The organism is Actinomadura harenae (assembly GCF_003696215.1).
GTDB lineage: Bacteria > Actinomycetota > Actinomycetes > Streptosporangiales > Streptosporangiaceae > Spirillospora > Spirillospora harenae.
This window is the reverse complement of record NZ_RFFG01000032.1, coordinates 64,042-88,300: the sequence shown is the minus strand read 5'-3', so window position 1 is coordinate 88,300 and position 24,259 is coordinate 64,042. Positions and strand designations below refer to the sequence as shown.

At 74.0% G+C, this 24,259-nt stretch carries 22 protein-coding genes; 5 read left to right on the top strand and 17 right to left on the bottom strand.

Going from position 1 to position 24,259, the window contains the following annotated elements; translation table 11 throughout:
- Positions 1 to 397, top strand: a 397-nt coding sequence (locus EBO15_RS19365) for a DUF4129 domain-containing protein (protein ID WP_122195816.1), incomplete at its 5' end; no start/stop codon positions are given.
- A 209-nt stretch (positions 398 to 606) separates the two neighbouring features.
- On the opposite strand, the gene EBO15_RS19360 is transcribed toward EBO15_RS19365, so the two are convergent.
- The 8 genes from EBO15_RS19360 to EBO15_RS19325 form a co-directional block, all read right to left on the bottom strand.
- Positions 607 to 1,005, bottom strand: coding sequence for a DUF3040 domain-containing protein (locus EBO15_RS19360; protein WP_122195815.1), 399 nt, complete (start codon positions 1,003 to 1,005; stop codon positions 607 to 609).
- A gap of 146 nt (positions 1,006 to 1,151) precedes the next feature.
- Complete coding sequence (locus tag EBO15_RS19355; RefSeq protein ID WP_122195814.1) at positions 1,152 to 2,429, bottom strand: DNA polymerase IV; 1,278 nt, start codon at positions 2,427 to 2,429, stop codon at positions 1,152 to 1,154.
- A 100-nt stretch (positions 2,430 to 2,529) separates the two neighbouring features.
- A complete protein-coding gene (locus tag EBO15_RS19350; RefSeq protein WP_122195813.1) occupies positions 2,530 to 3,303 on the bottom strand; it encodes a methyltransferase domain-containing protein in 774 nt (257 codons plus the stop codon).
- 180 nt (positions 3,304 to 3,483) lie between these two features.
- Positions 3,484 to 3,900, bottom strand: a complete 417-nt coding sequence (nusB, locus tag EBO15_RS19345) for a transcription antitermination factor NusB (protein WP_122195812.1) — start codon at positions 3,898 to 3,900, stop codon at positions 3,484 to 3,486.
- A complete protein-coding gene (gene efp, locus EBO15_RS19340; RefSeq protein ID WP_122195811.1) occupies positions 3,900 to 4,457 on the bottom strand; it encodes an elongation factor P in 558 nt (185 codons plus the stop codon). Before efp ends, nusB begins: the two co-directional genes overlap by 1 nt.
- A gap of 46 nt (positions 4,458 to 4,503) precedes the next feature.
- On the bottom strand, positions 4,504 to 5,583 hold the full coding sequence (locus EBO15_RS19335; RefSeq protein WP_122195829.1) for a M24 family metallopeptidase: 1,080 nt from the start codon (positions 5,581 to 5,583) through the stop codon (positions 4,504 to 4,506).
- Positions 5,584 to 5,746: 163 nt separating this feature from the next.
- Positions 5,747 to 6,793 carry an LLM class F420-dependent oxidoreductase gene (locus tag EBO15_RS19330; RefSeq protein ID WP_122195810.1) on the bottom strand — a complete coding sequence of 349 codons (1,047 nt, stop codon included), beginning with the start codon at positions 6,791 to 6,793 and terminating at the stop codon, positions 5,747 to 5,749.
- A gap of 66 nt (positions 6,794 to 6,859) precedes the next feature.
- Entirely contained in the window at positions 6,860 to 7,528 is a 669-nt protein-coding gene (locus tag EBO15_RS19325; protein WP_122195809.1) for an enoyl-CoA hydratase-related protein, read from the bottom strand.
- Between the two features lie 148 nt (positions 7,529 to 7,676).
- Between EBO15_RS19325 and EBO15_RS19320 the strand changes: the two genes are divergently transcribed.
- Complete coding sequence (locus EBO15_RS19320; protein ID WP_122195808.1) at positions 7,677 to 8,246, top strand: TetR/AcrR family transcriptional regulator; 570 nt, start codon at positions 7,677 to 7,679, stop codon at positions 8,244 to 8,246.
- Between the two features lie 48 nt (positions 8,247 to 8,294).
- Here EBO15_RS19320 and EBO15_RS19315 read toward each other — a convergent pair whose 3' ends face one another.
- From EBO15_RS19315 to EBO15_RS19285, 7 genes are all read right to left on the bottom strand, one after another.
- Positions 8,295 to 9,485, bottom strand: a complete 1,191-nt coding sequence (locus tag EBO15_RS19315) for an MFS transporter (protein WP_122195807.1) — start codon at positions 9,483 to 9,485, stop codon at positions 8,295 to 8,297.
- On the bottom strand, positions 9,482 to 9,820 hold the full coding sequence (locus EBO15_RS19310; RefSeq protein WP_199744657.1) for an ArsR/SmtB family transcription factor: 339 nt from the start codon (positions 9,818 to 9,820) through the stop codon (positions 9,482 to 9,484). The genes EBO15_RS19315 and EBO15_RS19310 overlap by 4 nt, the downstream gene beginning before the upstream one ends.
- Positions 9,821 to 9,996: 176 nt before the next feature.
- The gene (gene aroQ, locus EBO15_RS19305; RefSeq protein ID WP_122195806.1) at positions 9,997 to 10,449 is read right to left on the bottom strand and encodes a type II 3-dehydroquinate dehydratase; all 453 of its coding nucleotides are present in this window, start codon (positions 10,447 to 10,449) and stop codon (positions 9,997 to 9,999) included.
- Positions 10,446 to 11,516, bottom strand: a complete 1,071-nt coding sequence (gene aroB, locus EBO15_RS19300) for a 3-dehydroquinate synthase (RefSeq protein ID WP_122195805.1) — start codon at positions 11,514 to 11,516, stop codon at positions 10,446 to 10,448. The genes aroQ and aroB overlap by 4 nt, the downstream gene beginning before the upstream one ends.
- A gap of 40 nt (positions 11,517 to 11,556) precedes the next feature.
- A complete protein-coding gene (locus tag EBO15_RS19295; protein ID WP_122195804.1) occupies positions 11,557 to 12,072 on the bottom strand; it encodes a shikimate kinase in 516 nt (171 codons plus the stop codon).
- An 8-nt stretch (positions 12,073 to 12,080) separates the two neighbouring features.
- Positions 12,081 to 13,259, bottom strand: coding sequence for a chorismate synthase (gene aroC / locus EBO15_RS19290; RefSeq protein WP_122195803.1), 1,179 nt, complete (start codon positions 13,257 to 13,259; stop codon positions 12,081 to 12,083).
- A gap of 111 nt (positions 13,260 to 13,370) precedes the next feature.
- Positions 13,371 to 15,020, bottom strand: a complete 1,650-nt coding sequence (locus tag EBO15_RS19285; RefSeq protein WP_122195802.1) for a M28 family peptidase — start codon at positions 15,018 to 15,020, stop codon at positions 13,371 to 13,373.
- 104 nt (positions 15,021 to 15,124) lie between these two features.
- On the opposite strand from EBO15_RS19285, the gene EBO15_RS19280 reads away from it, so the two are divergent.
- The 3 genes from EBO15_RS19280 to EBO15_RS19270 all read left to right on the top strand — a co-directional run bounded on the left by EBO15_RS19280 (position 15,125) and on the right by EBO15_RS19270 (position 19,591).
- Positions 15,125 to 16,180, top strand: a complete 1,056-nt coding sequence (locus tag EBO15_RS19280) for a DUF2332 domain-containing protein (protein WP_122195801.1) — start codon at positions 15,125 to 15,127, stop codon at positions 16,178 to 16,180.
- An 81-nt stretch (positions 16,181 to 16,261) separates the two neighbouring features.
- Positions 16,262 to 17,698: an APC family permease gene (locus tag EBO15_RS19275; RefSeq protein WP_122195800.1), complete on the top strand. Its 1,437-nt coding sequence runs from the start codon at positions 16,262 to 16,264 to the stop codon at positions 17,696 to 17,698.
- A 78-nt stretch (positions 17,699 to 17,776) separates the two neighbouring features.
- Complete coding sequence (locus EBO15_RS19270; RefSeq protein ID WP_122195799.1) at positions 17,777 to 19,591, top strand: serine/threonine-protein kinase; 1,815 nt, start codon at positions 17,777 to 17,779, stop codon at positions 19,589 to 19,591.
- Positions 19,592 to 19,620: 29 nt separating this feature from the next.
- Here the strand turns inward: EBO15_RS19270 and EBO15_RS19265 are convergent, their stop codons facing one another.
- Together EBO15_RS19265 and metE are read right to left on the bottom strand one after the other, a co-directional pair.
- Positions 19,621 to 21,702 carry an ABC transporter ATP-binding protein gene (locus EBO15_RS19265; protein ID WP_233616296.1) on the bottom strand — a complete coding sequence of 694 codons (2,082 nt, stop codon included), beginning with the start codon at positions 21,700 to 21,702 and terminating at the stop codon, positions 19,621 to 19,623.
- Positions 21,703 to 21,913: 211 nt separating this feature from the next.
- Complete coding sequence (metE, locus tag EBO15_RS19260; protein ID WP_122195797.1) at positions 21,914 to 24,181, bottom strand: 5-methyltetrahydropteroyltriglutamate--homocysteine S-methyltransferase; 2,268 nt, start codon at positions 24,179 to 24,181, stop codon at positions 21,914 to 21,916.
- Between the last annotated feature and the right edge of the window lie 78 nt (positions 24,182 to 24,259).

Here is a 24,259-nt window from a genome sequence, read left to right as displayed (position 1 = left end):
CCTCGACCACGGCGTCGCCTGGCCGTCCAGCGAGACCCCGCGCGCGACGGCCCGGCGCCTGGGCGACCTGCTCGGCCTGGACGACCCGGCCGCGTCCGCGCTGAGCCGCATCGCCCGCGCCGAGGAGCTCGCCCGCTACGCCCCGGCGGACCGGACCCCGCCGGCCGCGGACCTGCTCCGCGCCGACGTCCGCACGATGCGGTCGGCGTTCGCCGCGTCCGCGACGGCGGCCACGCGCTGGCGGGCCCGGCTGATCCCCGCGTCCACCGTCGCCGAGGCCCGCGACGCCGCCCGTGTCGCGAGCGAGCGGACCGCCCTGGCCACCGGACGGGCCGAACACGCCCTGGCCCGCCTCGTCGCCCGCGTCCGCGCCTTCCTCCCCAAGAAGCCCGGCTGACCCGCCCCGCCCGCACTCCGCATGTCAGAAGGCGTCCGATAGCGGTCACCGGCCCGCGCACGCGGGCGGGCGGGGGCTGGGCGGGGGCGGGGCAGCGCGGGGAAACGAAAACGCGCCTCAGGGGATGAGGCGCGTGGCGGGGGGTCAGGCGGGGCAGGGGGTGACCCGCCTCGCGCGCTGGGGGGTGTGCGCGGGCGGGGTCGGGCGGGTCAGCGCTCCTCGGTGCGGCGGCGCCAGCGCTCCTCCATGCGCTCCATGAAGCCCGCGCGGGCCGGACGGCCCCCGGAGCCGGAGCGGCGGCCGCGAGCGGACGGCTCGGCGATGCCGGTCATGCGCTTCCAGCTCGTGAGCGCCCAGACACAGCAGGCGACCATGAGCAGGAAACCGGCCACGCTGACGGCGATGGTGATCGCCCCCGCGTTGGCCACGAGCCCGGCCATCAGGGCGGCGACACCCACGGCGAAGCCCACCGCGGCCTTGATCATCTGGCGCTTGTAGTGCACCTGAGGACTCGTGGAGCGCACCGCATGGGCGAACTTCGGATCCTCGGCGTACAACGCCTGCTCGATCTGGTCGAGCATGCGCTGCTCGTGATCAGAGAGCGGCACGGCGCCTCCCAACGACAGCCCCGCGACGGGGTTTCCGATGCAGGACGAGAACCTCAACGGTGATATGCCCAGAATACGAGCCAGGACAGATCAACGAAAGCGAACGGCCGACCGCGGACCCTCTCCCGTTCATCTCGGCATCCGCCTCATCCCCTCCCGTCACCGCTGTCCCGCCCGTCCCGGCCCGCGGGGCGGCCGGGACCGCGCCGCACGAGCGCGGCAGGACGGACCGCGCCGCGGCCGAAACGGCTCGTGACCTGGTCGATCACACGCTCCGCCTCACGCCAGCCGGTCTCCGGTTCGTCCAGGGCCAGCTGGCGCGGAACGTCGTCGGCGGACGTGAGGTTCTCCACACGGACGCCCACCAGCCGGAGTCGTACCCGATCCCAGCCGGAGGCCTCATACAGCTCGCAGGCTGTGACATAGATCACTCTCGCGAGATCGGTGGGCTCACGGAGCGTGCGCGCGCGGGTGATCGTCTTGAAGTCGCCGTCGCGGAGCTTCACGCTGACCGTGCGCCCGGCGTGCCCGCCCGCGCGCAGCCGCGCGCCGACCCGCTCCGCGAGCCGCAGGAGCTCGCGGCGGATCTCGTCCGGGTCGTCGATGTCGGTGTCGAAGGTCTCCTCGGCCCCGATGCTCTTGTCGACGCTCTCCGGGACGACCGGACGCGGGTCGCGGCCCCAGGCCAGCTCGTGCAGGTGGCTTCCGAGCGCGTTGCCCAGCTCCCGCTGGAGGGTCGTGAGCGGGACCTGGGCGAGCCGGCCGACCGTCCGCAGGCCCAGGCGGTTCAGCTGCTGCTCCGTGCGCTCTCCGACGCCCCAGAGCGCCGCGACGGGCAGGGCGTGCAGGAACTCCTCCACGCCGTCCGCCGGGACGACCAGGAGGCCGTCCGGCTTGCAGCGGGTGGACGCCAGCTTCGCCACGAACTTGGTGGGCGCGACGCCGACCGAGCAGGTCACGCCCTGCTGCTCGAACACCTTCTCGCGGATGAGCCGGGCGATCTCGGCGGGCCGCCCGTACAGCTTGCGGGCGCCCGCGACGTCGAGGAACGCCTCGTCCACCGAGAGGGGCTCGACCTGCGGGGTCATCGACCGGAAGATCTCGAACACTGCCCGGGAGACCGCGGTGTACCGCTCGTGCCGGGGCGGCAGGACCACCGCGCGCGGGCAGAGGCGGCGCGCCCGCGACATCGGCATCGCCGAGTGGACGCCGTACTCGCGCGCCTCATAGGACGCCGCCGACACCACGCCCCGTCCGCCGAGCCCGCCGACGACCACCGGGTGGCCGCGCAGGTCCGGCCGGTCGAGCAGTTCGACGCTCACGAAGAACGCGTCCATGTCGACGTGCAGGATCGAGCAGCCCGTGTCGTCCCCCGGCGGGCCGGGCTGCGGCCCCGGCCGGTGCAACTGCTGCTTGCGGCTCATGTCCCCAACCTAGACGCCCGCTCCGACAGCTCGGACGCCCCGTCCGCCCGGCACGGACGGGGCCAGGCGGTCACATGTGGTCACGGGCTGTCGCGTACGGTCAGGGGCGCTCGGCGACCAGGTGCAGCTGGGTCGCCAGCTCCCGCAGGACGGGGTGGACGGACGCGGCGCGCTCCAGGGCGACCAGGCCCTCGGCGGCGCCCGCGTCGTCCAGCAGGGCGCTCGGGACCAGGTCGGCGAAGATCCGGACGCCGTGCGTCTCGCGGGCGGTGAGGCCCGCGCCGACGGCCAGCTCGGCGAGGGACTCGCGGGTGAAGCGGCGGGGCATCCGGTCGTGCTCGCCCCAGCGGCCGTCCGGGTCGTCCAGGACCCGCCGGGCGTCGTCGAAGCGGCCCGCGGTGGCCCGGTGCAGCGCCGCGGCGATCCGGCCCGCGACCAGGACGCTGACGGCCCCGCCGGGCCGCACGACCCGGGTCAGGGCGTGCATCACGGCGGCCGGGTCGTCGACGAACTCCAGGACGCTGTGGCACAGCACCAGGTCGGCGGAGGACTCGCCGAGCACCTCGGGCAGGTCGCCGGCGTCGGCCTGGAGCGCGTGGACGGTCACGCCCGCCTCGGCGGCGCGCCGCTCGAGCGCGGCGAGCGCGTCGGGGCTGGCGTCCACCACGGTCACGCGGTGGCCGAGCTCGGCGAGCGGCACGGCGAACCCGCCGGTGCCGCCGCCGACGTCGACCACGTCGCACGGGCCCTGCCCGGCCACACGGCCGAGCACCTCGCGCAGGACGTCCCACAGGACGGCGCCACGCACCCGGCCGCCACCGCGGTTCCGCCAGGTCTGCTGGGCGGGCACGGCCGCCCCCCTCTCACCGGTCATGTCCCCCCACCCTAGGCCCCGGACACCGCTTCTCCATGCCCGCATCGTCTTTTACGGGCCGTCCGCTTCCGTCCCGGAGCGCCTGGGACCGGCCCGGTCGCGCCCGCGCGGGCGGCGACCGAAGGCCGGGCCCTCAGGACGACTCTCCGAAGGACGGCGCCCCTCGGATGGACGGCGCCCTCAGATGGACAGGGACGGCTTCAGCTGCTGGATGCGGGCGAGCAGGCCGTTGACGAAGCGCGGGGACTCGTCGGTGGACAGCTCGGTCGCGAGCGACACCGCCTCGCTGACCGCGACGCCGTCCGGGACGTCGTCCACCCAGAGCAGCTCGAACAGGCCCATGCGCAGGATGTTGCGGTCCACGACCGGCATGCGGTCGAGGGTCCAGCCGGTCGCGTAGGTCGCGATCAGCTCGTCGATCCGCTCGGCGTGCCCCTGCACGCCCTCGATGATCCGCACGGCGTGCGGGTACTCGGCGAGCTCGCCCTGGTTGGGGCGGCCGCGCTGCTCGAGCACCTCGGTGGGGAGCTCCTCGCGCAGCTCGGCCGCGAACAGCACGTCCAGGGCGAGTTTGCGCGCCTTGGTCCTGGCGGCCATCAGGCCCGGCCGAGGTACTCGCCGGAACGGGTGTCGACCTTGATCTTCTCGCCCGTGGTGACGAACAGGGGGACGTTGACCTGGGCGCCGGTCTCCAGGGTGGCGGGCTTGGAGCCGCCGGTGGAGCGGTCGCCCTGGAGGCCGGGCTCGGTCTCGGCGATCTGGAGGACCACGGCGGCGGGCAGCTCGACGTAGAGCGGGTTGCCGTCGTTGAAGGCGATCATCGCCTTCTGCTCCGGCAGCATGTACTTGGCGGCGTCACCGACCACGGCGGCCGAGATGTGCGGCTGCTCGAAGGTCTCGGTGTCCATGAAGATGAAGTCCTCGCCCTCGCGGTACAGGTACTGCATGTCCCGCTTGTCGACGGAGGCGACCTCCACCTTGCTGCCCGCGTTGAAGGTCTTGTCGATGATCTTGCCCGTGAGGACGTTCTTGATCTTCGTGCGGACGAACGCGGGGCCCTTGCCGGGCTTGACGTGCTGGAACTCCTGAACGGTCCAGAGACCGTTGTCCATCTTCAGCGTCATGCCGTTCTTCAGGTCGTTCGTCGTCGCCACAGGTGTTCTCCCGGTCGGGCGGACCGCGCCTCGTCCGCCGGGTCGGCTAGAGGACGAGCAGGTCCTTGGTCGTCTTGGTGAGGAGCTCCGGCCCACCCGTCCGCGCCACGAGCGTGTCCTCGATGCGGACACCGCCCCGGCCGGCGAGGTAGACCCCCGGCTCGGCGGTGATCGGAACTCGATCCACCAGCTTACCGGTCGTCCGGGGGCTCATGAGCGGGGCCTCGTGGATCTCCAGCCCGACGCCGTGCCCGAGGCCGTGGGGGAAGTCGTCGCCGAACCCGGCCTCGGTGATCATGTCGCGGGCGGCGGCGTCCACCGCCCGGTACTCGGCCCCGGGGACGGCCGCCTCCACGGCGGCCCGCTGGGCGCGCCGGACCAGTTCGTACAGCTCACGCTGCCAGTCGGCGGGCTCGCCGACCGCGACGGTGCGGGTCATGTCGGCGTGGTAGCCGCCGACCAGCGCGCCGAAGTCGATCGTGACCAGGTCGCCGGACGCCAGCTCGCGCGGGCCCGGCGAGTGGTGCGGGATCGCGCCGTTCGGCCCGGACGCGACGATGGTGTCGAACGCCAGGCCGTCCGCGCCGAAGTCGATCATGTGGCGGTCGAGCTCGACCGCCAGGGAGCGCTCGGTGATCCCCGGGCGGATCGAGGGCAGCAGCGCCTCGAACGCCTCGTCGGTGATCTCGCACGCCCGGCGCAGCAGGTCGATCTCGCCCTCGTCCTTGACGACGCGCAGCTCCTCGACCAGGTGGCCGAGCGGCTTGAAGGCGATGCCGTGGTCGAGCGCGGCGAGCTCGGCGTGACGCTCGACGGTGAGGTCGTGCGGCTCGAAGCCGAGGGTCTCCGCGCCGGCGTCGGCGGCGAGGCCGACGAGGGTGCCGTCGGTGCTCCGGTCGACGACGATCTCCATGTCGGACGCGACCTTCTCGGCCGTCCCGGCGTAGCGCCCGTCGGTGCAGAGCAGGTCGGGGCCGTCCACGCGGATGAGCGCGGCGGCGTTCGAGCTGTTCAGCCCGGTCAGGTAGCGGACGTTGACCAGCCGCGTGACCAGCAGCGCGTCCGCCCCGGCGGCCTCGACGGCCGCGGCCAGCGCCCGGCGGCGCTCGCGTTGTCTCTCACCCATGATCGGACTGTAGTTCATCGGAGATCGCGGGCGCGTGGCGCGGGAGGCCCGCACGAGGGCGCGACGCCGTCCGGCGGGGCGTCCTCGAGCGCCCGCCCGAGATGGGCGGGCGCTCGGACGGACGCTCAGGCGGGCGCTCGGACGGGCGCTCGGACGGGCGTGGTCAGAGCTCGTCGGCCATCTTCTTGATCTTCTCGATCAGGGCGAGGCGGCCCTTGTGGTCGCCGGCGATGGGGGCGACGTTCAGCGTGGTGACGCCGGACTCCTTCATGGCGGCCAGGCGCTCGCGGACGTGGCCCTCGGAACCGATGAGGGACATCTTCTCGAGGAGCTCGTAGGGGACCTTCGCGGCGGCCTCGTCCTTCTTCCCGGCGAGGTAGAGGTCCTGGATCTCCTCGGCCTCCTTCTCCCAGCCGTAGCGGCGGCAGAGGTTGTTGTAGAAGTTCTTGCCCTTGGCGCCCATGCCGCCGATGTAGAGGGCGGCCATCGGGCGGCCGAACTCCAGGAAGTCCTGGACGTCGTCGCCGATGGCGAGGTGCGCCTGGCCCACGACGTCCAGCTCGCCGAGGGCGGGGTCGCGCCTGGCCCTGCCCGCCGCGAGGGCCTCGCCCCAGACGTCCTTGGCCTTCTCGGGGAGGTAGAAGATCGGCTCCCAGCCGTTGGCGATCTCGGCCGTCATCTCGACGTTCTTCGGGCCGATCGCGGCGATGAGGACGGGGATGTCCGGGCGCACCGGGTGGTTGATGATCTTCAGCGGCTTGCCGAGGCCGGTGCCCTGCCCCTCGGGCAGCGGGACGGTGTAGTGCTTGCCCTCGTGCTGGAGGCGCTCGCGCCGCCACACCTTGCGGCAGATCTCGACGATCTCGCGCGTCCGGCCGAGGGGCGCGGTGTACGGGACGCCGTGGAAGCCCTCGATGACCTGCGGCCCGGACGCGCCGATGCCGAGCGTGAACCGGCCCTCGGACACGTAGTCGAGCCCGGCGGCGGTCATCGCCATCAGGGTCGGCGTCCGGGAGTAGATCTGGAGGATGCCGGACGCGATCTCCAGCCGCTCGGTCTTCGCCGCGATGTAGCCGAGCTGGCTCACCGCGTCGAAGCTGTACGCCTCGGCGACGTAGACGATGTCGAGGCCGGCCTTCTCATAGTCGGCCAGCTCGGCGACCGTCTCCTTGAAGCCGCCCGAGTAGTTCAGGGCCATCCCGATGCGCATGCCCGGCATCCTTCCCACAGACGAACCGAATCAGGTTCTGTTAGACGTAACGTAGCGGTCGACGAGTCACTCCGGCAGGGCCGGGCCGCGCAGCGCCGCGATGGCCTGCTTGTAGAGCCCGACGCGGATCGCCTTGACGGTCTTCCCGTTCTTGCCCGCGAGGGACGCGGCGAGCTCGATCGCCGCGGGCAGGACCCCGGCCTCGTCGGCCGTCCGCTGGACGATCCCGGCCTCGCGCGCCTGCTCGGCGGCGTAGCGGCGGCCGGTGAGCATCGCCTCGTGCGCGACCGGCGCGGTCAGGCGGCTCTGGATCAGGGCGCTCATGCCGGGGGTGAAGCTCATGCCGAGGTCGACCTCGGGCAGGCAGACGTAGCCGCGGTCGGTGCGCATGACCGCGAAGTCCTGGGCGAGCGTGAGCATCGCGCCGCCCGCGAAGGCGTGCCCGTTGACCGCGGCGACGGTCGGCGCGGGCAGCTCGAGGAACCGCGCGTACAGCGCGTTCACCGACTCCAGGTAGGGGACGAACTCCTCCTGGTGCGCGCCGAGCCACTCCAGGTCCAGGCCGTTGGAGTAGAACTTCCCCGCGCCGGTGGTGACGAGCGCCTTCGGGCCCTCGGCCTGCTCGACCTCGGTCAGCGCGTCGTTGACGGCGGCGAGGAGGTCGGGGTGGAAGCGGTTCTCGCCCGCGTCCATCCGCAGGACGAAGACGTCGCCCTCGCGCTTGAGTTCAATCACGGAGTTCTCCCGTCCGATGGGTGCTCGACCGAACCCTACTGCGCGGTAACCGGCGCGCGGACCCCGGCGCGGCCGTCCGCCCCAGGGTCGCTATGACGATCGTCATGGTCAACCCGAAATGCTTATGATGAATGTCATAATCGCAGGTATGGGTACCGACAGCCGTGAACGCATGGTGCGCAGCGCCGCCTATCTCTTCCGCGAGCGCGGCTACTCCGGGACGGGTTTCCGGGACGTCATCGCCCACAGCGGCGCCCCGCGCGGCTCGATCTACCACCACTTCCCCGGCGGCAAGGTGCAGCTCGCCGAGGACGCCGTCCGGTACGCGGGCGACTTCCTCGACGCGGGCATCCGGGCCGCCGTGGAGGGCGGCGACGCCGCCTCGGCCGTCGACGCGTTCGCCGGGTGGTGGCGCGGCGTCCTGGTGAAGAGCGGGTTCCGCGCCGGATGCCCGGTCGTCGCGGTGACCGTCGAGTCCCACGACGACGCCCCGCAGCTGGTCAAGGCGTCCGCCGACGCGTTCGGCCGGTGGCAGGACACCCTCGCCACCGGCCTGGAGAACGCGGGCGCCTCCCCCGAGCGCGCCGCCCGCCTGGCCACCCTGATCGTCTCCTCGGTCGAGGGCGCCACCATCCTCTGCCGCGCCGAGCGCTGCCTCCGCCCCCTGGACGCCGTCGTCGCCGAACTCAAGGAGATCACCCGCACCGCCGTCGATTAGCGCCCGCCGGGAGGCGTGAGGGCCGGGCCGTTCAGGGGGCGGGACGGGTCAGGCGCACTCGGGCTGTTCGGCCGGACGAGCGGCGCGGGGGCGGGTGGGAGTGCGGGAGCGGAGGGCGGTGACGGCGATCCATCCGGTGAGGAGCAGGCCCAGAGCCGCCGGGGCCAGGGCCCATGCGGAGAGGTCGCCCGGGTCCGCGCCGCTGGCGAGCAGGCCGCTGCCCGCGGCCGCGCCCGCGGCGGAGCCGAGGTACATCGCGGCCATCTGGAACGCGACGATCGGCATCGCCTGTTCGGGCCGGTCCCCGGTCAGCGCCTGCTGGAGGGTGGGGACGCTGGCCCAGCCCGCGGCGCCCCACAGCGCCGCCGCGACGAGCCAGACCGCCGGGCTTCCGGAGGCCCAGAAGGCGGCGAAGCTCCCCAGGAGGACGGCGGGCAGCGCGATGAGCAGGGTGCGCGGGCCGGACGCGTCCAGAACCCTGCCGACCAGGGCGGATCCGGTGACCCCGCCGATGCCCCACGCCCACACCAGCGCGAAGTCCCAGCCCTTGAGACCCCGGGCCTCGGCCATGGGCAGCAGGTAGGTGTAGAGCCCGAGACTGGCCACACCCAGGAGGAACGCCCCGCCGACCCCGACGAGGGTCTTCGGGGAGCGCAGCACCGCGAACGCGGGACCGCGCGAGGCGGGCAGCGACGGGATCGTCCGCGCCCGGACGGCCAGCGCGACCATGCTGAGCAGGCCGATCGCGACGACCAGGCCCATCGTCCAGCGCCAGTTCAGCCGGTCGCCGATGACCATCCCGACCGGCACTCCGGCGACCGTCCCGGCGGACAGCCCGAAGGTCACCATGGCCATGGCGCGTCCCCGCTCGTGGTCGGCGGCCATGGCGGCGGCCGCCGCCGTCGCCACCGCGGTGAGCACGCCCGCCCCGGCGCCCGCGATCACCCGCGAGGCGAGGAACACCTCGATCCCGGGCGAGACCACGGTGACGAGGTTGCCGAGGTTGAACACGCCCAGCGCGATCAGCAGGGCCCGGGCCGTGCTCCCGCGGATCAGCGCCCGGGACAGCAGCGGTCCGGACAGCGCGTACGCCGCGGTGAACGCCGTCACGCACAGGCCGACCGCCGCGACCGACGCGTGCAGCGAACCGGGGATCGAGGGCAGCACCCCGGCGAGGACGTAGGCGTCGATGCCCAGGGCGACCGCGGCCATGACCAGGGGCCAGACGCGGCGGATCACGCGTCCTCCCCCGCGGGCGCGGCTTCCCGGTACCCGTCGAGGACGGTGTCGATCAGGCCCGGGAAGCGCGCGTCCAGGTCGTCGCGGCGCAGCCGGATCATGCACTTGCGCCCCTCGGCGCGGACGAACACCACCCCGGACTCGCGCAGGAGGCCGGTGTGGTGGGTCAGCGTCGAGCGCGGGAGGTCGGGCCCCAGCTCGATGCTGTCCACCTCGCCGCGCTCGGCCAGCATCCGCACCATCGACAGCCGCAGTGGCTCGCTCAGCGCGAACAGCACCCGCGGAATCGCGATCTCGTCGGTCGCCGGATGCTCGTACACCCGTGCCGCCGCCATAGGACCACCTCATATCGTTCGATAATTCTCGCACGATGATAGTGCGAGAATTATCGAACGATCAAGTCGGTCCCCCCGCTCCGGGGGCGGGAGGGGGGCGGGTGAACGCGACGCGGCCGTGATCACGTGGGTGATCACGGCCGCGTCGGGCGTGGAAGGGGACGTCCCCGGGACGGTCAGGCGGAGCGGGCCTGCTCGGCCAGGAGCTCGGCGATGGCCTGGAGGGCCAGGACGTAGGACATGAGGCCGAAGCCCGCGATGGTGCCGGTCGCGACGCCCGCGACGACCGAGGTGTGGCGGAACTCCTCGCGGGCGGCCGGGTTGGAGATGTGCACCTCGACCAGGGGCGCGGTGCGCTGGGCGAGGGCGTCGCGCAGCGCGTAGGAGTAGTGCGTGAACGCCGCCGGGTTGAGGACGACCGGGATCCGCTCGTCGGCGGCCTGGTGCACCCAGCCGATCATCTCGGCCTCGTCGTCGGTCTGCCGGACCTCGACGTGCAGGTCCAGGCGGCGTCCCGTCTCGCGGCAGAGGGCGACCAGGTCCTCGAAGGTGTCGGCGCCGTAGACGTCCGGCTCGCGGGTGCCGAGGCGGCGCAGGTTCGGGCCGTTCAGGACCAGGACGGAGTTCACAGGGCGACCCTCCGGTAGGCGGCGGCGAGCAGCTCCTCGTCCGGGCCCTCGAGGCGGCCCGGCTCGGCGAGGCCGTCGAGGACGACGAAGCGGAGCGTGGCGCCGCGCGACTTCTTGTCGATGCTCATCGCGGCGCGCAGCTCGTCCCAGGCGTCGGCGCGGTACGTGGTCGGCAGGTGCACCGACGCGAGGACGCGTTCGGTGCGTTCGACCAGGTCGGAGCGTCCGGCGAGGCGGGCGAGCTCGGCGGCGTAGACCATCCCGACGGCGACGGCGTGGCCGTGCGGGAAGCGGTACGCCTCGGCCTTCTCGATCGCGTGCGCGAGGGTGTGCCCGTAGTTGAGGATCTCGCGGAGGCCGCTCTCCTTGAGGTCGGCCGAGACGACGTCGGCCTTCACCCGGACGGCGCGCTCGATCAGCTCGGCCGTGTGCGGGCCGTCCGGGCGGCGGGCCGCGGCCGGGTCGCCCTCGACCAGGTCGAGGATGACCGGGTCGGCGATGAAACCGGCCTTGATCGTCTCGGCGAGGCCGCTGACGTAGTCGCGCTCGGTCATGGACGCGAGGGCGGACACCTCGCAGAGGACGCCGGCGGGCGGGTGGAACGCGCCGACCAGGTTCTTGCCCTCGGGGATGTCGATGCCGGTCTTGCCGCCGACCGCCGCGTCGACCATGGCGAGCAGCGTGGTCGGGACGTGCACGACCTTCACGCCGCGCAGCCAGGACGCGGCGGCGAACCCGGCGAGGTCGGTGGTCGCGCCGCCGCCGACGCCGACGACGGCGTCCGAGCGGGTCATGCCGAGCCGCGCGAACGTGGACCAGAGCCCGGCGAGGACGCCGACCTCCTTGGCCGCCTCACCGGACGGCACCGGCAGCTCGTGGACGGCGTACCCGGCGACGGTCAGCGCCGCGGTCACCGGGCGGACCAGCTCGGGCAGCGCCTGGTCGTGGACGACGGCGACCGTCCGGACGCCGTCGCCGAGCAGGCCCGGCAGCGCGCCGTGGACGTTCTCGCCGATGACGACGTCGTACGGGTCGGCGCCGCCGACGTCGACGCGGCGGGTCGTCATCCCGCCGTCCCCGGAGCGGCCACGCCGAGCGTCGGGCGGGTCACTCGGCGGCCTCCAGGGCGGCGACGATCTCGTCGACGACCTCCTCGGGGGTGCGCTCGTCGGTCAGGACCCGGACGGTGCCGAGCCGCTCGTAGATCGGGAGGCGCTCGGCCAGCAGCGTGCGGAGCTGGCTGCGGGGGTTCAGGACGAGCAGCGGGCGGGCCTGGTTCAGGCCGATCCGCTTGACCGCCTCGGCGAGGCCGACCTCGAGGTAGACGACGGTCTGCCCGTCCTCGAGGAGCGCCTGCGTCTCGGCGTCGAGGATCGCGCCTCCGCCGAGCGCCACGACGCCCTCGTGCTCGGCGACCGCCGCGGCGACGGCGGCCCGCTCGAGGCCGCGGAAGCGCTCCTCGCCGTCGTCCACGAAGATCTCGCCGATCGGTTTGCCCGCCGCGGCCTCCACGTCGGCGTCGGTGTCGCGCAGCGGAACGCCGAGGCGTTCGGCGAGGGCGGTGCCGACGGTGGTCTTGCCGGAGCCGGGCGGGCCGATGATCACGGCCTTGGGACGGGCCATCGTTTCCTCTACTTGACGGTGAGGGAGGACAGGTATCCGGACAGGTTGCGGGCGGTCTCCTCGACCGAGTCGCCGCCGAACTTCTCCAGCGCCGCGTCCGCGAGGACGAGCGCGACCATGGCCTCGGCGACCACCCCGGCCGCCGGGACCGCGGTCACGTCGGAGCGCTGGTTGATCGCCTTGGCGGGCTCGCCGGTCGCGACGTCGATGGTGTCGAGGCGGCGCGGGACGGTCGAGATCGGCTTCATCGCGGCCTGGACGCGCAGCGGCTCGCCGGTGGTCATGCCGCCCTCGACGCCGCCCGCGCGGTTCGTGCGGCGGCGGACGCCCTCGCCGGTGTTGTCGATCTCGTCGTGGGCGCGGGAGCCGGGGCGCCGCGCGGTCGCGAAGCCGTCGCCGACCGCGACGCCCTTGATCGCCTGGATGCCCATGAGGATCCCGGCGAGGCGCGCGTCGAGCCGCCGGTCCCAGTGGACGTGGCTGCCGAGGCCGGGCGGGAGGCCGTAGGCGAGGACCTCGACGACGCCGCCGAGCGTGTCGCCCTGCCGCTTGAGCTCGTCGATGTGCTCGACCATCCGCTCGGACGCGGCCGGGTCGAAGCAGCGCACGGGCGACGCGTCGACGGCGGCGAGGTCGCCCGGGCCGGGCGCGACGCCCTCGGGGGCGTCGATCTCGCCCAGCGAGACGACATGGCTCACGATGTCGACGCCGAGGGCCTGCTTGAGGAACGCCTTGGCGACCGTGCCGAGCGCGACGCGGGCCGCGGTCTCGCGGGCGCTCGCGCGCTCCAGGACGGGCCGGGCGTCGTCGAACCCGTACTTCTGGATGCCGGCGAGGTCGGCGTGGCCGGGACGCGGCTGGGTGAGCGGGGCGTTCCGCGCCTGCGCGGCGAGGACGTCCGGGTCCACCGGGTCGGCGGACATCACGGTCTCCCACTTGGGCCACTCGGTGTTGCCCACCTGGACGGCCACCGGGCCGCCCTGCGTATAGCCGTGCCGGACACCGCCGAGGATCGACACCTGGTCCTGTTCGAACTTCATCCGGGCGCCCCGCCCATGCCCGAGCCGCCGGCGGCGCAGCTCCTCGGCGATGTCCGCCGAGGTCACGCGCACACCGGCCGGAAGGCCCTCCACGATCGCCGTGAGGGCCGGGCCATGGGACTCGCCCGCGGTCAACCAGCGCAGCATGCCCACGATCCTATTGACTCGGCGGGGCCGCTCGGGCCGCGCGTCCACCTTGTGAGACCCGCCCGCCCTCCCCGGCCCGCCGGAGGAGGACCGGGGAGGGCGGGCAGATGATCATTCCTCGTCGGCCGCCGGAGCGGGGTGCTGCGGCACGGCGGAGCGGTGCGACAGAGCGGCGCGGGCCGCCGCGCGCCGGGACGGGTCGCCCGTGGTGACGTCGGAGGTGTCGAGGGCGAAGCGGCCGGCGGCCCAGGCCATGCCCGCGCCGAGCTGCGCGTAGATCGTCCTGTCGACGTTCCTCAGGGTGTCGCAGGCCGAGTGGTAGCACCAGTCGAGGGACTGGCCGGCCTTGCCGCCGAACAGCCGGGCCCACTCCTCGGTCTTGATGAGGTTGGAGCCGCTGGTCTCGCCGCCCGCGGGGATCCCGGCGGCGACGAACGGGCCGTAGTCGGAGCGTCCGTCGAAGTCCCGGCCGACGGTCGGCAGGCCGCGCGAGGCGTGGAAGTCGGTGAGGACCTTCTCGATCTGCGCGGAGCCCTCGGGGCCGGGGCCGGCGCCCTCGTGGTCGCTGTCGTCGCCGTCGTAGACCATCCGGGCGTAGTTCGGCGAGCCGATCATGTCGAAGTTCAGGTAGAGGGCCAGGTCGGCCTTCTCCCGGTCGGAGAGCAGTGCGACGTAGTTCGCCGAGCCGAGGTCACCGGCCTCCTCGGCGCCCCACCAGGCGAAGCGGACCTTGTTCCTGATCTGCTTGAAGTGCCCGGCGAGCCGGAGCGCGGTCTCCAGCTCCATGGAGCTGGACGAGCCGTTGTCGTTCATGCCGGGGCCCTCGGTGACGCCGTCCAGATGGGCGCCGAGCATGACGACGTTGTCGGCGCGTCCGGTCGGGGTCTCGGCGATCACGTTGAACGTGGTCACGGTCCTGGCCTCGCCGCGCAGGTCGACGGTGAGGGTGACCGGGCCGCGCGCCGCGTCGGCGGCGAGCGCCTCGGACTCGCCGCGGCCGACGGACGCGACGGGGATCCTGACGTCCGCCGCGGTGAGGCGGGTGCGCAGGATCATGTCCGGGTTGGGGTTGTTGGTGTTGATCAGGGCCGCGGCGGCGCCCGCCTCGGCGGCGGTCCGCTGCTTGACGGTGTTGGTGCAGCCGCCCGCGTCGATCAGGACGATCTTGCCGCGGACGCCGGTGTAGTCGGACGCCTCGCAGCCGGGCGTCGTGTCCGTCCCGGCGGGGACGACCGCGAGCGGCGCGGTGATGCCGCCGACCGGGGTGTTCGCCGAGAAGCGGGCGACCAGGGGATGCAGGGTGCGCGGGGACGGCGCGGTCACCGCGCCGCTGGAGGCGTGGAAGGCGTAGTCGTCGTGGGTGAACGCCTGACGGGTCGTGCGGTACCCGGCGGCGTGCAGCCTGCCCTCGACGTACTCGGCGGACGCCAGGTGGCCGTTGGTCCCGGACGCCCGGATCCCGTCGTTCCGGTCGGCGATCCGCTGGAGGGCCTCCAGGTGCCGCCAGGCGTTGTCGGCCTTCACCTCGCGGACGAGCTGCCGGGCGAGGCGCTCGTTCCCCTTCGATCCCGGGTCGGCGTGCGCGGCCGGGGCGATCCCGGCGACGAGGGCCGCCGCCGCGACCCCCGCGACGCCCTTCCCGAGGCGGCCTCTGAAACGGCCCCTGAGTCGGCGCCGCCCGCCGATGTCCGGTCGTGCTCGTCGTTCTCCGTGCCGGTGTTCTCCGTGCCGGTGTTCTCCGTGTCGGTCCGTGCGCGTCATCGCGCCTCCTTCGGTCGCTCCTCGCGGAGCCCCCCGATCGCGGATGTGAGTGCTCGTGATCGTCCCAATCAAGATCGTTATCGGTCAATGAGGAGAATGGACCCATGACCTCGACTCCCCCTGACACCTTCTCCGACCGGCTCCGCGCCGAGCTGCTCGCCCAGGCGGCGACCTGCGAGAAGGGCGGTTCGCCCATGTACGCGGAGCTGATGCGCCGCGCGGCCGGCGACGTCGGCGGACCGGCCTTCGACGTCCTTTCGGGCGGACCGGAGGCCGGGCGGTGCCTGCGGCTGCTCGGCGCGGCGCACCGGCTCGTCCTCTCCGGGCGGGCGCCCGAGCTGGCCGCGCACTACCCGACGGCGGGCGGGACGGCCGACCCGCTGTCGGCGTGGCCCGCGTTCCGGGCGCTGCTGGCGGACCGTCCGGACGAGGTGCGCGCGGCGATGGCCGGGGACCCGCAGACCAACGAGGTCGGACGGGCCGCGCCGCTCGTCGGCGGCCTGCTGGCGATCATGGCGGAGCTCGGGGAGCGGCCCGTCCGACTGCTGGAGGTCGGGGCCAGCGCGGGCCTGAACCTGCGCGCCGACCTGTACCGGTACGAGTCGGAGGGCGGCCTGGCGTTCGGCCCGGCGGACTCGCCCGTGGTGCTGCGCGACTGCTGGCTCGGATCGCCGCCGCCGCTGTCGGCCGGCCTGGCGATCGTGGAGCGGACGGGCTGCGACCCCGCGCCGGTGGACCCGGTCGCGGACGCCGTCCGGCTGCTCTCGTTCGTCTGGCCTGACCAGCACGAACGTGTCGCGCGGCTGCGGGGCGCGCTGGAGGTCGCGGCGCGGGTCCCGGCGACGGTCGTCCGCGCGGACGCCGCGACGTTCCTCGCCGGGCTCGCGCCGCGGCCGGGCGTGGTCACGGTCGTGTGGCACTCGCTGATGTGGCAGTACCTCTCCCCCGCGCAGCAGGCGGACGTCACGGCCGCCGTCGAGCGGGCGGGCGCGGCCGCGACGCCGGACGCGCCGGTCGCCCACCTGCATCTGGAGCAGGCGGACGACGCCGACTTCCACAGCCTGCCGGTCCTGACGCTGCGCCTGTGGCCGGAGGGCGGGGGCGGGCGGCGCGTCCTCGCCGACACCCCGCACCACGGAGTTCCCGCCCACTGGCACTGACCTGGGTGGGTACTACAGGGACGAGATGCTCGGCGACCGCCGGCCGTCCGGCCGGCCCGTCCGAGGACGGCTTGGAGGAGCATGTCCCTGCGATCACCCGGCCTGCGCCGGGACGCGGTCGGCGCGGTCGGCGTGGCGGTCATCGCGATGGCCTTCATGGCCCCGGCGACCGCCGTCTTCTTCAACACGCCGCTCGCGGCGCAGGCGGCGGGGTACGCGCTGCCGCTGGCGATCCTGCTGGCGATGGTCGTGTGCCTGCTGGTCGCGTCCGTCATCGCCTCGTTCGCGCGGAAGCTGCCGACGGCCGGGTTCGCGTACACGTTCAACGCGCACGGGTTCGGCAAGCGCGGCGGGTTCGCGTCCGGGTGGCTGCTGCTGCTCGCGTACGGGATGGTCGCCCCGATGGTGCTGCCCGCGATCGGCTCCTCGACGCACGACTTCCTGCGCGCCGAACTGGGCTGGAACGTTCCATGGTGGCTGCTCACCCTGGTGTACGGCGCGGCGGTGTGGGGCATCAGCGCGCTCGGGGTGTCGCAGTCGGCGAAGACCGCGCTGATCTTCCTGGTGCTGGAGATCGGCGTCCTGCTCGCCCTGTTCGGCGTGATCCTCGGGAAGGGCGGCGCGGACGGGGTGAGCCTCGCGCCGTTCAGCCCGTCGTCCTCGCCGGACGGTCTCGGCGGCCTCGGCAAGGGGATGCTGTGGGGCATCCTGATGTTCATCGGGTTCGAGTCGGCGGGCACGCTCGGCGAGGAGGCCCGGTCGGCGCGGCGCGCGATCCCGGTCGCGCTGTTCGCCGCCGTCCTCGGGATCGGCGCGTTCTACGTCCTGGCCGGGTTCGCGGCCGCGACCGGATTCGGCCACCACGGCGCGCTGCGCACCGACCCCGAGCCCTGGACGACCCTGACGCACCGCTACTGGGGCCTCGGCTGGCTGCTCGCGCTGACCGTCCTGAACAGCCAGTTCGCGAACCTGATCTCCGGCGTCACCGCGCAGGTCCGGGTCGTCTTCGCGATGGGACGCGAGGGGCTGCTGCCGCGCGGGCTCGGCACCGTCGGCCACGGCCAGGTCCCGCGGGCGGCGCTCTCCTGCTCCATGGCCGTGTCGCTCGCGCTGTCGCTGACCGGGGGCCTGTGGATCGGGCCGATCCGCATGTACGGGTTCGCCGGGCAGATCGTCGGTGTCGCGATGGTGCTGGTCTACATCTCGATCAGCGTCGCGCTCGTCCGGTACTACCTGCGCGAGCACCGCGCCGAGTTCTCGGCGCTGCGGCACGGCGTGGTGCCGGTGGTGGCCGCCCTGCTGCTCCTGCTGCCGGTGTACGGGCAGCTCGTCCCGCTCCCGACGGGCGCGAACCGCGTCGCGCTCGCCCTGGTCGTGGTGTGGATGGCCGCCGGTCTCGGGTACCTCGGCTGGATCGTCCGGAACCGTCCCGTCCTGCTGGACGCGATGGGCCGCGTCTGGGCCGAGGACGACACCGCCGCCGAGGGTTCGGGCGAGCCCGCCACCGCGCGCTCCTAGCACGCGCCCCCGGACGACGCCGCCGCCGGGGTCCACGCGCATGGATCTCGGCGGCGGTTTCTGGTGGGATGTCCCTCCATGGAACAGGGGACGCTTCTGGGGGCGCGCTACCGGCTGGACGTGACGCTGGGACGCGGCGGAATGGGCGAGGTCTGGCGCGCGACCGACGAGCGGTTGCGGCGTCCCGTCGCGGTGAAGGTGATCCGCGCCGAGGCGGGGGACGACGAGCGGACGAGCGCGCGGCTGCTGCGCGAGGCGGAGACCGCGGGGACGCTCCAGCATCCCGGCATCACCGTCGTGCACGACGTCGGCGAGCACCGGGAGGCCGGCGGCCGCGTCCTGTACCTGGTGATGGAGCTGCTGGAGGGACAGGACCTGCGGGCCGTCCTGGACGGCTCGCCGGGCGGGATGCCGGCGCCGCGCGCCGCGTCCCTGACCGCCCAGGTCGCGGACGCGCTGGCCGCGGCGCACGCGCGCGGAGTCGTCCACCGGGACGTCAAGCCCGCGAACCTGTTCCTGCTCCCCGGCGACCGGGTGAAGATCTGCGACTTCGGCATCGCGCACCTGGCGGACGCGGCGGCGACGCGGCTGACGGTGGAGGGCGGGTCGATCGGCACGCCCCGGTACATGGCGCCCGAGCAGTTCACGGGCGGCGAGATCGGGCCGCGCTCCGACCTGTACGCGCTGGGCTGCGTCCTGCACGAGCTGCTGACCGGGAACCCGCCCTTCGCCGGGACGGGTGCGCAGCTCATGTACCGGCATCTGCACGAGCCTCCGCCGCCGCTCCCGCCGAACGTGCCGGAGGGGCTGGGACGCCTCGTCCGGGAACTGCTGGCCAAGGACCCGTCGGCGCGTCCCGGATCGGCCGCGGACGTCGCCGCCCAGCTCGCCATGTTCGCGGCGGAACCGCAGCGGGGCGTCATGGGCCTCCCGGGCGTCCAGCCGGTCGTCGAGCCGACCGTCACCGACGGGGCCATGACGGTCCCGGGGTACCAGAACGGCCCGAGCAACCCGGGCGGCTCGGGCGGCTCGGGCGGCTCGGGCGGCTCGGGCGGCTCGGGCGGCTCGAGCGGCCCTGGCGGCTCGAGCGGCCCTGGCGGTTCGAAGCGCTCGCGCAGGAAGCCCCTGCTCGTGGCCGTCGCCGCGACGGTCGCCGTGGCGGCCGCGGCGGTCGCCGGAACGGTGGCGCTGACGTCCTCCAAGGGCGGCCACCGGGCGGACGCGCAACCGACCGAGCGGACGCCCGCCGCCGCGGCCCCCGCCGCCCAGGGGCCGCCGAAACCGGTCGCCGATCCGTACTGGCAGGTCGTGGTCTCGACGGAGCGCGGGGTGGCGTACGACGTGCCGTTCGGGTGGCAGCTCGAGTCCCCGGGCACCTCGGTCGCCTACGGGCCGTCCGACGAGAGCGTGAAGATCGGCGCGACCTCGGTCGCCCACGTCAAGCAGGAGAACGGCAACGGGGAAGGCTGCTACCTGTCGTTCGCGGGCACCCGCGGCGGCAAGGGGCTGGCGCCGACCGACCCGGCGAAGTCGGCGGCGCTGGCGAAGGAGGCCGACCTGGAGGCCCGGACGTGGGCGCGCTGGGTGTTCGGCACGAACACCAAGGCCCCGGTCCTGGACGCCGGCAAGAAGTGGACGATCACCCTGCACGGCGGGATCCAGGCCCAGGCCGTCACCTACACCGTCCTCTCGGTGCCGTCCGGGCACGAACAGTGCAACGCGATCCGTCCGGGCGCGCAGGTCAGCGTCCTCACCGCCACGCCGAGGACGCCCGGCACGGGCGGCCTCCCCCTCGGCTTCGTCGTCTTCGGCGGCCCGAAGATCCAGGCCGCCTCGCCCGAGACCCTCACCAAGATCTTCCAGAGCCTCCGCCCGTACCCGGCCACCGGCTAGGACGTGACCGGGACGGGCCGCGTCCGCCGTCAGGTGGCGGGCGCGGCGTCGGTCTCGAACGGCCGGTCCTGGTCGGGGTCGAGACGGTAGGCGGACGCCTGGAGGCCGTAGAGGTCGGCGTACAGGCCGTTGAGGGTCATCAGGTCGGTGTGGGTGCCGTGCTCGGTGACACGGCCGTTCTCCAGGACGTAGACGCGGTCGGCGTGGCGGACGCTCGCCAGCCGGTGCGTGATCAGCAGGACGGTCCGCCCGTGACGGGCGGCGTGCGCGCGGATCTGCTCGAACAGGCGGTGCTCGGCGCGGGCGTCCAGGGCGGCGGTCGGCTCGTCGCAGATCAGCAGGGGCGCGTCCCGGTAGAAGCCGCGCGCGGCCGCGAGCCGCTGCCACTGCCCGCCGGACAGCTCCTGCCCCTGGGCGAAGCGCTTGTCCAGGAGCGTGTCGTAGCCGAACGGCAGGGTGTCGATCACCTCGTCCGCGCCCGAATCCGACGCCGCTTCGCGCACGGCCCGCCGCGCGGCCTGGACGCGCAGGTCGTCGCCCATCGCGATGTTGTCGGCGGCCGTCATCGGCCAGTGCGTGTGGTCCTGCGCGACGACCGCGATGTCGCGGCGCAGCACCTCGGGGTCGAGGCCGGTGACGACCACGTCGTCCCACCGGACCCGGCCGTGCTCCGGCGTGTACAGCCCCGCGAGGATCTTCGCCAGCGTGGTCTTGCCCGAGCCGTTCTCCCCCACCAGCGCGACGACCTCGCCCCGCTCGAGCCGCACCGACACGTCCCGCAGGGCCGGCGCGTCCGCGCCCGGGTAGGTGAAGGTGATGCCCTCGACGGTGATCCGCCGGAAGTCGCGCAGCGGCGAGCCGTCCTCCTGCGTGTGCTCGAGCGCCGTGTGCTCCAGCGCCGCGTGCTCGCGCTCGAGGGACTTCTCCGCCAGCTGGACGTAGGAGAGGTAGTCCGCGAAGTACAGGCCGTCCTCGTAGGTCCGGTTCAGCGCGTGGACGAGGTTGAGGAGCGACTGCTGGCCGGTGCGGATCGCCAGCACGGCCGTCCCGGCGACGGCGAGCGGCATCATCCCCTGCCAGAGGAGCACGCCGAGCACCGCGTAGAGGACGGCCGTCGCGACCCCGCGCAGCACGTCGCCGTACAGCTGGGTGAGCGTCCGGCGCCGCGCCACCGCGACCAGCACCCCTCTGACCTGGTCGGCGAGCGTCCCGTACTGACGGAGCAGATGCGGCCGGACGGTGAACGAGCGGACCTCGGCGGCGTGGTCGCGGCCCGTCATCAGGTCCGTCATGATCCAGCTGCGCCGCCGGACCTCGACGAGCGACATCTGCGCCAGGTAGCCGAGGCGCGCCGACCGGACGGCCGCCCACGCCTCCGGCAGCGCGGTCAGCACCAGCAGCGGAAGCAGCACCGGGTGCAGGACGCCGAGCGCCCCGGCCGCCGCCGCGACCCCGACCACGGCCGTCCCGAGGTCCACGGCGTTGTCCACCATGGACGACGCCGAGTCCAGCCCGCGCAGCCGCGCCCGGTGCAGCGCGTCCTGGTGGTCGGCGTCGTCGAACCAGGCCAGGTCGATCGCCGTCGTCCCCTCGTAGAGCCGCTGCTCCACGATCCGCTCGACCTGCGGGCGCAGCCGCTGCTGCGTCCACTGCGCGAGCAGCGTGCACGACGCCCGGACCGTGATCGCCGCCCCGACCAGCGCGAGCGCGGGCGCCGCCGCGCGCACCCGGTCGGGCGTCGGCCCGGCCGCGAACAGCGCGGTCAGCACGCGCGTCGTCGCGAGCAGCCCGAACGCCGTGAACACCCCGGCGACCGCGTTGAACACGACCGTGATCACCAGGTCCCGCCGGTTCGCCTGCCAGCCGAGCCGTCCGACCTGCCCGATCAGGCGCGGCAGCCGGCGGGTCATGGTGAGCATGTCCGTCTTCGCCATCTCCGCCGCGCGCCCGTACCAGCCGTTAGGCTCGCTCAGCTCAGGCCCGAGCAGCGGCCCGTCCTTCCCCTCCTGCTCCGGCTCCTCCTGCTCCGGCCGCTCGTTCCGGCCGTCCGCCGGGACGCCGTCCCCCTCGCCGTCCCCCTCGGTTCGTGGCCTCCGCCTGAACATCCTCATCCGGTGCTCCCACCCCCTTCGCCGTCGCCGGGGCGCTCCGCCACGGCGACTCCGCCAGCGAGTAGGTACCCCGGCGCCCGGCCCCGGCTACGCCGTACTCGCCGGAAGGTCCGCGGGCGGCGCCCCGCGACCCCGCGCCGAGGGGCGGGAGGCCGCGAAGCGCCTGGTCAGAGGAGTGCGGGGTGGCCGGTTGAGGCCGTCCCGGCGACGGTCAGAGCGTCGCCCGGACGGCCCGCGCGGCGCTCACCATGTTCGCGAGCGCCGCCCTGGTCTCCGGGTAGGCGCGGGTCTTGAGGCCGCAGTCGGGGTTCACCCACAGCCGGCCGGCCGGGACGGCGCGGAGCGCACGGCGCAGGTTCGCCTCGATCTCCTCCGCCGGCGGGACGCGCGGCGAGTGGATGTCGTACACGCCGGGCCCGATCCCGTTGGCGTACCCCGCCGCGTCGAGGTCGGCGACCAGCTCCATGTGCGAGCGCGCGGCCTCGACGCTGGTGACGTCCGCGTCCAGGGCGGCGATCGCGGTGATGATCTCGCCGAACTCCGAGTAGCACATGTGGGTGTGGATCTGGGTGGCGTCCGCGGCCCCGGACGTGGCGAGCCGGAACGCCGCGACGGCCCACTCCAGGTAGGCGGGCTGGTCGGCCGCGCGGAGCGGGAGCAGTTCGCGGAGCGCGGGCTCGTCCACCTGGACGATCGCGATCCCGGCGGCCTCCAGGTCGGCGATCTCGGCGCGCAGCGCCAGCGCGACCTGCCGCGCGGTCGCGGCGAGCGGCTGGTCGTCCCGGACGAACGACCAGGCCAGCATCGTCACCGGCCCGGTCAGCATGCCCTTCACCGGACGGCCGGTGAGGGACTGCGCGAAGGCGGTCCACCCGACGGTCATCGGCGCGGGCCGGGACACGTCGCCGTGCAGGATCGGCGGGCGCACGCACCGCGTCCCGTACGACTGCACCCAGCCGTTCTCGGTCGCCGCGTACCCGTCCAGCCGCTCGGCGAAGTACTGCACCATGTCGTTCCGCTCGGCCTCGCCGTGCACGAGGACGTCCAGGCCGAGCTCCTCCTGGAGCGCGATGACGCGGGCGATCTCGGCGCGCATCGCCTCGGTGTAGGCGGCGTCGTCGACGCGTCCGGCCTTGTGGTCGGCGCGCGCCCGGCGGATCTCGGGGGTCTGCGGGAACGAGCCGATCGTCGTCGTCGCGAGGTCGGGCAGGCCGAGCCGGGCCTGCTGCGCCGCGAACCGGACCTTCCGGTCGGACCGCCCCGGTCCGTCCTCCACAGGGGGCGTCGTTCCGGAGGCGGGCGGGGCGGCGGGGGCGGTCGGCGGGACGCCGGAGCGGAGGCCGGCGGCGAGGGTGACCAGCTCGGCGACCTTCTGGCGGGCGAAGGCGAGACGCTCCCGGACGTCCGGCGCGAGCGACGGCTCGGTGCCGAGGTCGACCGGGACGTGCATCAGCGAGCAGGACGAACTCAGCTCGACCCGCCCGGCCAGCCCCAGCAGGACGGCGTAGGTGGAGCGGGCGCGGGCGAGGTCGGCGCGCCAGACGTTCCGTCCGTCGACCACGCCGGCGACGACGGTCTTGCGGCTCAGCCCGCCCGCCGACGCGACCGCGTCGAGGTTCCCGGGGCCCGCGACGAAGTCGAGCGCGATCGCCTCGACGTCCGTCCGGGCCAGTTCGGCCAGCGGGCCGGGCGCGACGGCGCCGAAGTAGGCGGCGACCATGATCCGCGGACGGCTCGGCAGGCCGCCGAGCCTCCGGTAGGCGCGCGCCAGCGCCTCGGTCTCCCGTTCGCCCAGGTCACCGGCCAGGACGGGCTCGTCCAGCTGCACCCATCGCGCGCCCGCCCCGGCCAGGCGCTCCAGCAGCTCCGCGTACACCTCGACGAGCCGGTCGAGCAGGTCGAGCGGCACGAACCCGCCGAAGGCGCCGGGCGTGGCGGACACGTCGGGCGCGGCGGACGCGTCGGGCGTGCCCGGCGCGGCCTTGGCCAGCATCAGGTACGTGAGCGGGCCGACCAGCACCGGACGCGTCTCGATGCCGAGCTCCCGCGCCTCCAGGTACTCGGCGAGGGGCTTGGCGCGTCCGCCGTCCGCGAGCCGGAACCGGGTGCCCGGCTCCAGCTCGGGGACGATGTAGTGGTAGTTCGTGTCGAACCACTTGGTCATCTCCAGCGGCGGCCGGTCGGCGGTGCCGCGCGCCATCGCGAAGTAGCGGTCGAGCCCGTCCAGGTCCCGGTAACGGGCGGGGACGGCGTCGACCATGACGCTCGTGTCGAGCACGTGGTCGTAAAGCGAGAAGGTGTTGGACGGGATCGTGTCCAGCCCGGCGTCGCGCAGCTCGGTCCAGACCGTCCGGCGGAGCGTCGCCGCGGTGGCCTCCAGCTCCGCGGCGTCGGCCCGTCCGGCCCAGTACCTCTCGGTGGCGAACTTCAGTTCCCGGTGCGCGCCGATGCGCGGATAGCCCAGGATGGTCGTCCTCATGGCAGCTTCCCTCGCTGTGCCGGTGTGCGGCCGCCAGGGAGGACGGGCAGGGGCGCGGGCACGACGCGCGGCGGCGGA